Source organism: Chitinibacter sp. FCG-7, from assembly GCF_040047665.1.
GTDB lineage: Bacteria > Pseudomonadota > Gammaproteobacteria > Burkholderiales > Chitinibacteraceae > Chitinibacter > Chitinibacter mangrovi.
Genome location: NZ_CP157355.1, coordinates 469,436 through 481,846 on the forward strand (window position 1 = coordinate 469,436; position 12,411 = coordinate 481,846).

At 54.4% G+C, this 12,411-nt stretch carries 10 protein-coding genes; 8 read left to right on the top strand and 2 right to left on the bottom strand.

Translation table 11 applies throughout. From position 1 onward, the window contains the following. Positions 1-90 precede the first annotated feature (90 nt). Positions 91-1,680 (top strand): peptide chain release factor 3, encoded by a 1,590-nt coding sequence (locus ABHF33_RS02195; protein WP_348945430.1) that lies wholly within the window; start codon positions 91-93, stop codon positions 1,678-1,680. 97 nt (positions 1,681-1,777) lie between these two features. Here ABHF33_RS02195 and ABHF33_RS02200 read toward each other — a convergent pair whose 3' ends face one another. Then, a complete protein-coding gene (locus ABHF33_RS02200; protein ID WP_348945431.1) occupies positions 1,778-3,037 on the bottom strand; it encodes a D-amino acid dehydrogenase in 1,260 nt (419 codons plus the stop codon). A gap of 229 nt (positions 3,038-3,266) precedes the next feature. Here ABHF33_RS02200 and ABHF33_RS02205 point away from each other — a divergent pair, with 229 nt between their 5' ends. The 7 genes from ABHF33_RS02205 (at position 3,267) to ABHF33_RS02235 (ending at position 11,930) form a co-directional block, all read left to right on the top strand. Then, a complete protein-coding gene (locus tag ABHF33_RS02205; protein ID WP_348945432.1) occupies positions 3,267-5,120 on the top strand; it encodes a sensor histidine kinase in 1,854 nt (617 codons plus the stop codon). An 81-nt stretch (positions 5,121-5,201) separates the two neighbouring features. Beyond that, positions 5,202-6,245, top strand: a complete 1,044-nt coding sequence (recA, locus tag ABHF33_RS02210; RefSeq protein WP_157670519.1) for a recombinase RecA — start codon at positions 5,202-5,204, stop codon at positions 6,243-6,245. 103 nt (positions 6,246-6,348) lie between these two features. Next, complete coding sequence (gene recX / locus ABHF33_RS02215; RefSeq protein ID WP_348945433.1) at positions 6,349-6,843, top strand: recombination regulator RecX; 495 nt, start codon at positions 6,349-6,351, stop codon at positions 6,841-6,843. Positions 6,844-7,097: 254 nt separating this feature from the next. Next, entirely contained in the window at positions 7,098-9,716 is a 2,619-nt protein-coding gene (gene alaS, locus ABHF33_RS02220) for an alanine--tRNA ligase (protein WP_348945434.1), read from the top strand. A 155-nt stretch (positions 9,717-9,871) separates the two neighbouring features. Next, positions 9,872-10,090 carry a DUF1653 domain-containing protein gene (locus tag ABHF33_RS02225; protein ID WP_348945435.1) on the top strand — a complete coding sequence of 73 codons (219 nt, stop codon included), beginning with the start codon at positions 9,872-9,874 and terminating at the stop codon, positions 10,088-10,090. A 72-nt stretch (positions 10,091-10,162) separates the two neighbouring features. Next, positions 10,163-11,086: a DUF808 domain-containing protein gene (locus tag ABHF33_RS02230; RefSeq protein ID WP_348945436.1), complete on the top strand. Its 924-nt coding sequence runs from the start codon at positions 10,163-10,165 to the stop codon at positions 11,084-11,086. Between the two features lie 67 nt (positions 11,087-11,153). Next, positions 11,154-11,930 carry a substrate-binding periplasmic protein gene (locus ABHF33_RS02235; protein WP_348945437.1) on the top strand — a complete coding sequence of 259 codons (777 nt, stop codon included), beginning with the start codon at positions 11,154-11,156 and terminating at the stop codon, positions 11,928-11,930. Positions 11,931-11,999: 69 nt separating this feature from the next. On the opposite strand, the gene ABHF33_RS02240 is transcribed toward ABHF33_RS02235, so the two are convergent. Next, positions 12,000-12,212, bottom strand: coding sequence for a hypothetical protein (locus tag ABHF33_RS02240; RefSeq protein WP_348945438.1), 213 nt, complete (start codon positions 12,210-12,212; stop codon positions 12,000-12,002). Between the last annotated feature and the right edge of the window lie 199 nt (positions 12,213-12,411).

The following is a 12,411-nucleotide window of genomic DNA, read 5'->3' on the forward strand; positions in this document are numbered from 1 at the left end:
CACCGAGCTGCCCTGTTCGTCCCGGGGCAATTGGCGTACAATCGCGCGTTTTTCCCCAGCCTTGATTGCAAGGCCAAGAAGACCAAGACCATGCCGGATATTCGCAGTGAAGTGGCACGTCGCCGTACGTTTGCCATCATTTCCCACCCTGACGCGGGTAAAACCACGCTGACTGAAAAACTGTTGTATTTTTCGGGCACGATTCAGGCTGCCGGTACGGTCAAGGGTAAAAAAGGCGGCAAGTTTGCCACCTCCGACTGGATGGACATCGAAAAGCAACGGGGTATCTCGGTGGCTTCATCGGTGATGCAGTTCGATTACCGCGATCACGTCGTCAACCTGCTCGACACGCCGGGCCACCAGGACTTCTCGGAAGACACCTACCGCGTACTCACCGCCGTTGACTCGGCGCTGATGGTGATTGACGCGGCCAAGGGCGTGGAAGCGCAAACGATCAAATTGCTGAACGTCTGCCGCATGCGCCATACGCCGATTATCACCTTCATGAACAAGTACGACCGTGAAGTACGTGACAACCTCGAGCTGCTGGATGAAGTAGAAAGCGTACTGGAAATCCGCTGTGCGCCGATTACGTGGCCGATCGGGATGGGCAAGACTTTCCGCGGCGTGTATAGCATTCTAACCGATGAAATTATCCTGTTCACGCCGGGTCAAGGCCCGCTCGATGAAGTGGAAATTATCAAAGGCATCGACAATCCGCGTCTGGATGAATTGTTCCCGCTGGAAATCGAAAACACGCGTATGGAGCTCGAACTGGTTCGCGGTGCGTCGCACCCATTCGATCTGGAAGAATTCCTCGCCGGCACTTTGACGCCGGTGTTCTTTGGCTCGGCGATCAATAACTTCGGCATTCGTGAAATCTTGAACGCGCTGGTCGATTGGGCACCGCAACCATCGGAAAGCCATGCGATTCAGCGCGATGTAACGCCGACGGAAGAAAAATTCTCGGCCTTCGTGTTCAAGATTCAGGCCAATATGGACCCGAAACACCGCGACCGGATCGCCTTCTTGCGCGTCTGCTCGGGTGAATTTACCCGTGGCATGAAGTTCAAGCATTTGCGCTTAAACCGCGAAATTGCCGCCAATTCGGTCGTGACTTTTATGGCGCAAGGTCGCGAGCAGGTTGAAGAAGCCTACGCCGGTGACATTATCGGTCTGCCCAATCACGGCAATATCCAGATTGGCGACTCGTTTTCTGAAGGCGAATTGCTGTCGTTTACTGGCATTCCCTACTTCGCACCGGAAATGTTCCGCATTGTGCGCATCAAAAACCCGCTGAAGATCAAGCAACTGCAAAAAGGCTTGCAACAGCTCGGTGAAGAAGGCGCAGTGCAGGTTTTCAAGCCATTGAATGGCGGCGATTTGATTCTGGGTGCAGTCGGTGTGCTGCAGTTTGAAGTCGTTGCGTCGCGGTTGCTGAACGAATACGGCGTGGAAGCGATGTTTGAATCAACGCCGATTTACACCGCGCGCTGGGTGTCGTGTGATGATGCGAAAAAACTCGCCGATTTTGAGAAAAATCTGGTCAACAATCTGAGCCGCGACGCCGCCGACAGCCTGGCTTATCTGGCCACCAGCCGCGTGAATCTGGATCTGACAATGGAACGCTGGCCGGAACTGAAATTCCACGCCACACGCGAACACGCCATTACGCTGTAATCGATCTTAGATATACACACAAAGGGTATTGCTCTGTAGGTCTTTTCCAAATTGACCTACAGAGCAATACCCTTTCTCATTTCAAAGTCAGTTCGTTTTACACGCCAGCAACAAATGGAAAATCCACTTCCGGTTTGCGCTGCGCGATCAAATCGCTAATCGCTTTGGCCGAGCCACAGCATTCGGTCCAGCCCAGCGTGCCGTGACCCGTGTTCAGCCACAGGCTTGGGTAGCGAGTCTGGCCGATATAGGGCAGATTGCCCGGCGTCGCTGGGCGCAACCCCGTCCAGAATTCAGCGCGGGCATAATCCATGCCCTGCGGGAAAATCTGGCTGGTGCGATCAATCAGCGCCTTGCAGCGGATCGGATTCAGGTCGAGGTTGTAGCCATTAAATTCGGCCGTACCAGCGACGCGCAAGCGATCACCCAAACGTGAAAACACCAGCTTGTAGCCATCGTCGGTCAAGCTCACTGTGGGCGCAAAATCGGGGTCAATCACCGGAATCGTCGCCGAATAACCTTTGGCCGGATAAATATCGAGCGTGATGCCCAGCGGCTGCAAATACTGCGGGCTGTAGCTGCCCAGACAGACGACAATCTGATCGGCCTGCAAAACTTCCTCGCCCTCTTCCTCGCTGCACACGCGCACCGCTTTAACGTCATCCCCTGCGCGAATCAGCGCTTCAATCGCGCAGTCATAGCGAAATTGCACACCCAGCGCAGCACAGCGATCAGCCAGCTCGTTGGTGAATTGCCGCGCATCGCCCGATTCATCGCTGGGCGTATACGTGCCACCGACAATCGGATAACGCGATTGCGCCAGCGCCGGCTCAATGGCCAGACATTCTGCGGCGGTTTTGACTTGGCGATCTAAGCCCACCTCGCGCATCAGTGCAGCAGCCGGAATGGCGGCCTCATATTCGGCGTGGTCAGTGTAGTAATGCAGAATGCCTTCGGTACGCTGATGGTATTGCACACCGGTTTTGGCGCGCAGGCTTTGCAAGGTCGCGCGGCTATACAGACCAAGGCGCACCAAATTTTGCAGGTTGGCTTTGGCCTGCGCTTTGGTGCATTGCTGCAAAAAGCGCAAGCCCCAGCGCCATTGATTCCAGTCGGCTTTCAGGCGAAATAATAAGGGCGCATCTTCTTCACCTAACCATTGCAGCGTTTTCCACGGTGCTTTGGGGTTGGCCCATGGCTCGGCATGGCACACCGAAATTTGCCCACCATTGGCATAACTGGTTTCCCTAGCTGGCTCCTGCGAGCGCTCGACCACCGTCACATCATGCCCTTCCTGCGCCAGAAACCAGGCACTTGTCACCCCGATAACCCCTGCCCCCAATACGATGATTTTCATTTGGCGCTCCCCTGACTTGTTTGCCGCTATTATGCCGCGTGCGCAGTAGGGATCGAAGCGGATTCTGGCCTGAAGCTGCGGCAGATCAAGTTCGCCAAGTGTATTCACAATACAGCGGGTCTATTGATGTTTGGGTGCAAGTTGATACCGAATTCATAGTCGGATCAAAAAAAGTCGATTAGACTGCCTACATTCACACTTTTGTCAGCTGACACGCCAAAAAACCAGCATGAACCTGTCACTTCGTCCCGCCGTCATTCTGGCCATTCTGCTCGGTCTGCTGCTGCCCGCCAGCATCAATGGCTATTTGAGCATCCGCACCGATCTGGCCAACGCGGAAAAAAACATTCGGCAGGATCACGAGCGGCTGGTCGAAATTCTGGTGCTGGGTATGCAGGAGCCGCTGTGGAATCTGGCCCCCGAATCGGGCAAGCCGCTGCTCGATTCGGTGATGAGCGATCCACGGGTGATCCGCATCGTGGTCAACGACGCTTCGCTGGGCGTTTTTCTGAACAGCAACAAACCCGAGCGTCGTCTGGGCAAGCTCTCATCGCTCTCGCATCTGGTCAGCAAGCAAGGCAATGTCATCGGCAATGTCACGCTGGAGCTGGACGACGGGCTGGCCAAACAGGCCATTGAGCGCAAGCAGCAGCAATATCTGATTGCCGTGGCCATTCAGGTGGCCTTTAGCTTGGGGCTGATTTTGTTTTTGCTTAATTCACGCGTCCTGCGCCCGCTGGAAAAACTGACCCAGCAATCGACGCAGTTGGCGAACGATCAGCTTGACCGTCCGTTTATCTGGCATCGCGAAGATGAAATCGGCCAGTTGGGCAGCGCGCTGGAGCAAACGCGGCAAGCCTTGCAAAAAATGATCAGCACGCTGGAACAGAAAAACCTGCAGCTTGAGGCCGACCTGATGAGCCGCCAGCAAATTGAATCGGCGCTACGGGTTAGCGAAGACCGCATGCGGCGACTGGTTGAATCAACACGCCTGATCCCGTGGGATGCGCGCCCGGAAGAATGGCGCTTTACCTATGTGGGCCCGCAAGCCGAACAGCTGCTCAATTATCCACTGGCCGTCTGGTATAGCGAAGGCTTTTTAAGCAGCTATCTGCATCCGGACGATAGACACTATGCCTATCCGCTATTTGCCGATGTACACGAACCGGGGCAAGTTTACGAATTCGAATGCCGCCTGCTGGCGGCCAATGGCAAGGAAGTCTGGGTGCAAATCATGGCTACCTGCGATCTGGACCCGGCAGGTTTACCGCACCTGCAGGGTTTCCTGTTTGACATCAGCCAGCGCAAACACAATGAAATCCAGCTGGAGAGCTATCGCCATCATCTGGAAAACGCCATTGAAGACCGCAGCCGCGAATTGGCCACCAGCAACCATGAGCTGGAAATCCTGACCAATATTCTGACGCACGATTTGCGTACGCCGCTGCGCACCATCGAAGGTTTTAGCCAGGTACTGGTCGACGACTATCAGGACAATCTGGACAGCAACGCGCGCAATTACCTGCAAAGGATACGCGGCAGTATCAATGGCATGGCGAGCCGGATTGACGATTTGCTGATGCTGCAGCAATTCTCGCGCACGGAAGTACGGCCACAAAGCGTTGATCTGAGCGCGATGGGCCACGACATCATGGATGAAATCACCATGCTGCAACCAGATCGCGCCTGCGAGATCACGATTACCCCCGATCTGAATGTGGATGCTGATCCCCGGCTATTGCGTATCGCCTTGTTCAACTTGCTGGAAAACGCGTGGAAATACTCGCAAAGCAAGGACATCATCCGGATTTCGCTGGGCAGCACGCATGTGAACGGGCAAATGGTGTATTACGTCGCCGACGAAGGCATCGGCTTTAATATGTCGCAAGCCAAAAACCTGTTTACCCCCTTCTACCGCCTGCACTCGCAAGCACAGTACAGCGGCAACGGCATCGGGCTGACGGCTGTGCAGCGGATTATCAGCCGTCACGGCGGGCGCATCTGGGCCAAATCAACGCCCGGTGAAGGCACCGTTTTCTATTTCACACTGCCAGAGCAAGCGCTCAAAGTGCAGGAAGTTTAAGTTATCTGCACCACAGGGCTTGCATTACAGAACGAATGTTCTATAATCGCCCTACCTAACCCATACGCTCAGGATCACATCATGGATGACAACAAAAGCAAAGCACTCGCCGCCGCATTAGCCCAGATTGAACGCCAGTTTGGTAAAGGCGCGATTATGAAAATGGGCGACAACCAGATCGAAAACGATCTGCAAGTGGTCTCCACCGGCTCGCTGGGGCTGGATTTGGCTCTGGGTGTAGGTGGCTTGCCACGTGGCCGTATTGTTGAAATCTTCGGGCCTGAATCATCAGGTAAAACTACGCTGTGTTTGCACGTGGTTGCCGAAATCCAGAAGCTGGGCGGCGTGGCTGCGTACATCGACGCAGAAAACGCCCTCGATCCGATCTATGCGCAAAAACTGGGCGTGAATGTCTCTGACATGCTGATTTCTCAGCCAGATACCGGCGAGCAGGCACTGGAAATCGCCGACATGCTGGTTCGCTCTGGCGGTGTGGATATTATCGTTGTTGACTCGGTTGCGGCGCTGACGCCCAAAGCCGAGATCGAAGGCGAAATGGGTGACGTACACGTCGGCCTGCAAGCCCGCCTGATGAGCCAGGCACTGCGCAAGCTGACCGGTAATATCAAACGCACTAATACGCTGGTGATCTTTATTAACCAGCTACGCATGAAGATTGGCGCAATGATGCCGGGGCAAAGCCCGGAAACTACTACTGGTGGTAATGCCTTGAAGTTCTACGCTTCGGTACGTCTCGATATTCGTCGCATTGGCGCGGTGAAAAAAGGCGAAGAGATCATCGGTAACCAGACCAAGGTTAAAGTCGCCAAAAACAAGGTGGCACCGCCATTCCGCGTGATCACGTTTGATATTCTGTACGGCGAAGGCATTTCGCGTGAAGGCGAGATTATCGAGCAAGGCGTGGCCAACAAGATCGTCGAAAAATCAGGCGCCTGGTACAGCTACAATGGCAACAAGATCGGCCAAGGCCTGGAAAACTCGCGTCAGTTCCTGAAAGACAACCCGGAGCTGGCCGAAGAAATCATCAAAAAAGTACGCGATAAACTGATTGGCAGCAGCTTGCCGATTGAAATGGGCGGCGACGATCTCGAAGCAGCCGAATAAGCACTTCGCAATGCACAATCAAAGTTCACACAATTAAAGTGCACGCAATCAGAAGGCTCTCCTAGCGGGAGCCTTTTTTATTGAATCGAGCTGGAGCACAAGCATGGTTTCCCTGCGCAATAAAGCACTGCAAATGCTGGGTCGACGCGATCATTCGCGCGCCGAGCTAGCGCAAAAACTCAAGGCCCACACCGAAAAACCCGAAGAAATCCCGGCGCTGCTCGATGATTTCGAGGCGCGCGGCTGGCTATCGGATAGCCGCTTTGCCGAACAATGGACGCATTACCGCAGCCAGCGCTACGGCGTAGGCAGACTCAAACAGGAGTTGCGCCAGCGTGGTGTGGCCAGCGAGATTATCGACGCCAGTATTGAAGCCGTTGCCGAGCAGGAAATCGAAACCGCACGCCGCCTGTGGCAGAAAAAATTCGGCCAAGTGGCCACCGATCCCAAAGAGCGCGCCAAGCAGCTGCGTTTTCTGGCCAGCCGGGGATTTAGCACCAGCGTGATTTACCGCGTGGTCAGCGGTGCGAGAGATGGATATGAGGTCACTGAATATGAAGGCGAATATGCGGCTAATCCCGATGTTGATCTGGATTAGCATATACTATACAGGGTATTGACCTGCAGAGCATATTGACATTCATCCATAAAGCTATACCCCCACAGAAAGCAAGCCAAGACCAAATCAAGATTCAATCTGCCGCGTAGCTGCGCCAAATCTTCAACCACCGGGCTTGCAGCGCAGCGCTTTGGTCGTGAAGCGACACAAATCCACTGCCCGCCTACCCGCCAAAGCCAGTTTGCATTAGAATCGATACCCTTGTTGTTAAACTGCGCGCGCGTAAGATCTATATGAAATCATCCCAGATTCGCCAGAAGTTCCTGGATTTTTTTGCCAGCAAAAGCCACCAGATCGTCGCATCATCGTCGCTGATCCCAGCCAACGATCCGACCATTCTGTTCACCAATGCCGGTATGAACCAATTTAAAGACGTGTTTCTGGGCTTCGATAAACGCCCGTACACGCGCGCCGCGAGCAGCCAGAAATGCGTTCGCGCTGGCGGCAAGCACAATGACCTGGAAAACGTCGGCTACACCGCGCGTCACCATACCTTTTTTGAAATGCTCGGCAATTTCTCGTTTGGCGACTACTTCAAACGCGAAGCGATTTTGTATGCGTGGGAGTTTCTGACCTCGCCCGAATGGCTGGCTATCCCGAAAGAAAAACTGATGGTCACCGTCTACGCGACGGACGACGAAGCTTTTGACATCTGGAATAAGGAAGTGGGCGTACCGGCCGAAAAGATCGTCCGCATTGGCGACAATAAAGGCGCGCCGTACGCATCAGACAACTTCTGGCAAATGGGTGACACCGGCCCATGTGGCCCATGTACCGAAATTTTCTACGATCACGGCCCGCAACACTGGGGTGGCCCTCCGGGATCACCTGAAGAAGACGGTGATCGCTATATCGAAATCTGGAACAACGTTTTCATGCAATTTAACCGCGATGAAAACGGTGTGCTGCATCCGCTGCCCAAGCCATCGGTCGATACCGGCATGGGTCTGGAGCGTATTTCGGCTGTCATGCAAAAAGTGCACGCCAACTACGAAATCGATCTGTTCCAGCATTTGCTCGCCGCTGCGCAACGCGAAACCGGCGCGACAGACGCGAATTCACCGTCACTCAAAGTCATCGCCGATCATATCCGCTCGTGCGCATTTCTGATCGCTGATGGCGCTTTGCCAGCGAACGATGGCCGTGGCTACGTATTGCGCCGGATTATCCGCCGCGCGATCCGTCATGGTTACAAGCTGGGCCAGAAAGGCTATTTCTTCCATAAACTCGTTGCACCACTGGCCGAAGTGATGGGCGATGCCTACCCGGAACTGCGTACGCGCAAAGATCACATTATTGACGCACTGAAAACCGAAGAAGAAATCTTCGGCCGCACGCTGGAAAACGGCATGACGCTGCTCGACAGCGTACTCGGTGACGGCCAGCAGGTACTCGATGGCGATGTGGCGTTCAAACTGTCGGACACTTATGGCTTCCCTATTGATCTGACCGCCGACGTGTGCCGCGAGCGCAATGTCACCGTCGATATCGCCGGTTTTGAAGCCGCGCTTGAAGCGCAGCGCAAGCAATCCAAAGCTGCTGGCAGCTTTAAAATGACGGCAGGTCTGGCTTATGAAGGCGAAGCATCGTGCTTCCACGGCTACACCGAAGCGAGCCGCGCAGCCAAAGTGATTGCACTTTATAAAGGCAGCGAACAGGTTCAGCAATTGTCCGCTGGTGAAGAAGGCGTGATCGTCCTTGACCATACGCCGTTTTACGCCGAATCGGGCGGTCAGGCCGGTGATGTGGGCGTGATTGCGGGCAACGGCGTGTTTAATGTCACCGACACACAAAAAATCAAAGCCGACGTATTTGGCCATCAAGGTCAGATCGTCAGCGGCAGCCTGAAAGTGGGCGACGCCGTCACGGCCAGCATCGACATTGCCAAGCGCCAGGCCAGCCAGCGCAATCACAGCGCGACGCATTTGCTGCACGCCGCCTTGCGCGAAGTGCTCGGCACGCATGTGGAGCAAAAAGGCTCGCTGGTTAATTTTGAGCGCACCCGTTTTGACTTCTCGCACCCGAAAGCGTTGACGAGCGATGAAATCGCCCAGATTGAAAACCTGGTCAATCAGGTGATTATGGCCAACGACGAAGCAACTGCGCGTTATATGAGCTACGACGACGCGATCAAATCGGGTGCCATGGCGCTGTTTGGCGAGAAATACGGTGACGAAGTTCGCGTACTGAAAATGGGCGACTTCTCGACCGAACTCTGTGGCGGTACGCACGTGAGCCGTACGGGTGATATTGGCCTGTTTAAGATTGTGTCCGAAGGCGGCGTTGCGGCCGGTATTCGCCGGATCGAAGCGATTACTGGCACTGCCGCACTAGCGCTGTCGCAAGCACAGGATGCCGAGCTGAAAGCAGCAGCAAGCATTGCCGGCGCTCAGCCGGGCGAGCTGTTGTCCAAGCTGGAAAAACTGCAGCTTGAGCTCAAAGCGGCCCAAAAAGAAGTAGCCCAGCTCAAAGGTCAGATGGCGTTTGGCCAGCTTGAACAGTTGATCAGCAGCCAGTTGCGCACAGTGAATGGCGTGCAATACCTGGGCAGCGTGATTGACGGCGTAGAAAGCGGCATGTTGCGCGAAATGAGCGATAAGATTATGGATCGTCTGCAAAGCGGCGTGGCCTTGCTGGCCTGCGTTAACGACGACAAGGTGAGCCTGATTGCCCGCGTATCGAAAGATCTGACCGGCAAAGTCAAAGCGGGCGAGCTGGTGAATACGGCTGCGCAAGTGGTTGGCGGCAAAGGCGGTGGCCGTCCGGACATGGCACAAGCCGGTGGCACCGACGTGAGTAAAGTTGAAACAGCGATGAGCACGGCAAGCGACTGGCTGAAAAGCAAGCTGTAATCCCAAGCTGTAATCTAATGTGTAATCGGTTTTTGGCTGCTCAAGCATGTACTTCACCGATCAAAATGGCCACCCATGGGTGGCCATTTTTATGGGTATACGCATGCAGGCATTGATGATATTAAGCTACAGACATATACACACAAGGGTATATTATGACAGATAAACCGGACTTTGAACTGGGCCACTATCGGCACTACAAGGGTTTTGAATACGAGGCGATTGATCTGGCCCGCCATTCCGAAACTTGCGAGTGGATGGTGATTTACCGCCAGCAGTATGGCGAGCGCGGACTTTGGGTGCGCCCGCTGGCGATGTTTACCGAAGATGTGGTGATTGATGGCATTTCGCAAGCACGATTTGCAAAAATCTAAAACTAACATCAGACTGACACCCGCGCCGCACATCAGCGGCGACACACGATAAAAAAACCGAGGGAGAACACCATGGCTGGCGCCAGTTTACTGACTTTAATCGACGATATTGCCACCATTCTGGATGACGTGGCGGTGATGACCAAAGTAGCGGCCAAAAAAACCGCCGGGGTATTGGGCGACGATCTGGCGCTCAATGCCGAACAGGTCAACGGCGTACGCGCCGAACGCGAGCTGCCGGTGGTCTGGGCTGTGGCGGTGGGCTCGCTGAAAAATAAAGTGATTCTGGTGCCTGCCGCGCTGGCCATCAGCGCCTTTATTCCCTGGGCAGTGATCCCACTGCTGATGCTGGGTGGTTTATACCTGTGCTTTGAAGGCGTGGAAAAGCTGGCGCATAAATTCCTGCATAAAGACGACGAGGCCGAGCAAAGCGAGCATCAGGCGCATCTGGCCGCGCTCAGCGATGAATCAATTGACCTTGTTGCGCTGGAAAAAGAAAAAATCAAAGGTGCGATCCGTACCGATTTTGTACTCTCGGCCGAAATTATCGTGATTGCGCTGGGTACGGTGGCCGATAAATCGCTCAGTACGCAGTTTATGGTGCTGGCTGGCATCAGCGCGATTATGACGGTTGGGGTTTACGGTCTGGTCGCCGGGATTGTCAAACTGGACGACGCGGGTTTTTATCTGCTAAAAAAATCCAATGCCCTGCTCAAGGCGCTGGGCGGCGCTCTGGTCGCCACTGCACCCAAACTGATGAAATTGCTGACTATCGTCGGCACCGCTGCGATGTTTCTGGTGGGCGGTGGTATTCTGACGCATGGCGTTCCGGCTCTGCACCATGGCATTGAAGCTCTGGCTAGCCAGAGCGGCGCGATTGCTGGCGCGCTGGTGCCTAGCCTGGCCAATTTGCTGGTTGGCGTTGCAGCCGGTAGCGTGGCGCTGATCATATTCAACCTGCTCAGCCGCCTGAAAGGTAAAAAAGCCGCGCATTGATCAGCAACAGCATCGCAGTGCGATATTTCAGGCAAGATTACACATAGAAAAACAGCGAGGAGACACCATGCCAGCATCGCGTTTGCAGCTGTATGCTGCCAGCCTCCTCTTGGCGCTGGCCAGTGCAGCCAGCCAGGCCAACTGCAGCAAGCCATTCAAGCTGGCTCTGGAGCAATGGCCACCTTATGTGTACACCAATCCACAGGGCAAACCGGCCGGGCTGGATATTGAATTGCTCAATGCCATTTTCACCGAGGCAGGCTGCCAGCTTGTTCTGGTGGCCGAGCTGCCTCGCAAACGGCGTCTGGCCGAATTTATGGCCGGCGAGATCGACATTATGCTGGCGGCATCCGATACCCCGGAAAGACGCGAATACAGCTGGTTTACCCGCGCCTACCGGCCTGAGTCGGTCAGCCTGTTCAGCCACCCGGCACAGTTGGCGCAATATCGGGAAATCAGCAGCTTCTCGGATCTTTTGCGCCGCCGCATCAGCTTGCTGGCACCCAATGCCGGCTGGTATGGTGAAGACTATAAAAAACATCAGGATGCCCTGCTCAAAGCGCATCTGGTATCACCTTTTGAGTCATTCACGCAGGGCATCAAGATGTTTGCCGCCAAACGAGCCGAGCTGATTATGGGCGACACAGGTGCCATCGTTCATGAAGCACGACGGCAAGGGCTATCAATCAGCCCCTTGCCCAATCTGGTCGTCAGCGCACCGGTGCATTTCATGCTGAGCAAAAAAAATGTCACTGAGGCCGATGTGCTGCAGCTCAATAATGCGCTCGACAAGCTCGAACAACGCGGCGTACTGAAAATGATCCGCACCCATTACGGCATGTAGCGGTGCAACACATTGGGCAATTCAATCAGCAAAAAAGCAAAAGCCCCGAAAATCGGGGCTTTTTTATGCTTAGCTTAGCCAGGGGCGTGGTCGTGGTGCAGGCCGGGATTCTTCGGCTTCGGCCACGGTGAGTAGCCGCAGCTGGCAGGCGTACTGATGTTCGTGGTGTTGAGCCAAATCGGCTTTGGCAGCAGTTTTTTGTGCAGTGGATGCGTACTGATTGCTATCGTTTTCAAAATTGCTTTCGCAATCACCAGCAGACATATCAAAGATGTACAACATGATGTGGCCCTCCCCAAGTATTTCAAAATCCGCGATTCGCGACGGAGACCCTTACAATTTATTCCTTACAACTTGAATATCGGCCTGTTCTGTCAGAATTTCAATCCTTTTCTAGGGTTTTCTGAAAATAAATTCTGAACGGATAAAAAAAGGAGCCCGAAGGCTCCCTGATAATGATCACTCACACAGTTCACAACGA

Bases quoted from the DNA above. Each gene is read 5' to 3' on its own strand.
- ABHF33_RS02240 (WP_348945438.1), bottom strand. From the start codon at position 12,212: ATGTTGTACATCTTTGATATGTCTGCTGGTGATTGCGAAAGCAATTTT.
- alaS (WP_348945434.1), top strand. From the start codon at position 7,098: ATGAAATCATCCCAGATTCGCCAGAAGTTCCTGGATTTTTTTGCCAGC.
- recX (WP_348945433.1), top strand. From the start codon at position 6,349: ATGGTTTCCCTGCGCAATAAAGCACTGCAAATGCTGGGTCGACGCGAT.
- ABHF33_RS02195 (WP_348945430.1), top strand. From the start codon at position 91: ATGCCGGATATTCGCAGTGAAGTGGCACGTCGCCGTACGTTTGCCATC.
- ABHF33_RS02230 (WP_348945436.1), top strand. From the start codon at position 10,163: ATGGCTGGCGCCAGTTTACTGACTTTAATCGACGATATTGCCACCATT.
- ABHF33_RS02205 (WP_348945432.1), top strand. From the start codon at position 3,267: ATGAACCTGTCACTTCGTCCCGCCGTCATTCTGGCCATTCTGCTCGGT.
- ABHF33_RS02225 (WP_348945435.1), top strand. From the start codon at position 9,872: ATGACAGATAAACCGGACTTTGAACTGGGCCACTATCGGCACTACAAG.
- ABHF33_RS02235 (WP_348945437.1), top strand. From the start codon at position 11,154: ATGCCAGCATCGCGTTTGCAGCTGTATGCTGCCAGCCTCCTCTTGGCG.
- recA (WP_157670519.1), top strand. From the start codon at position 5,202: ATGGATGACAACAAAAGCAAAGCACTCGCCGCCGCATTAGCCCAGATT.
- ABHF33_RS02200 (WP_348945431.1), bottom strand. From the start codon at position 3,037: ATGAAAATCATCGTATTGGGGGCAGGGGTTATCGGGGTGACAAGTGCC.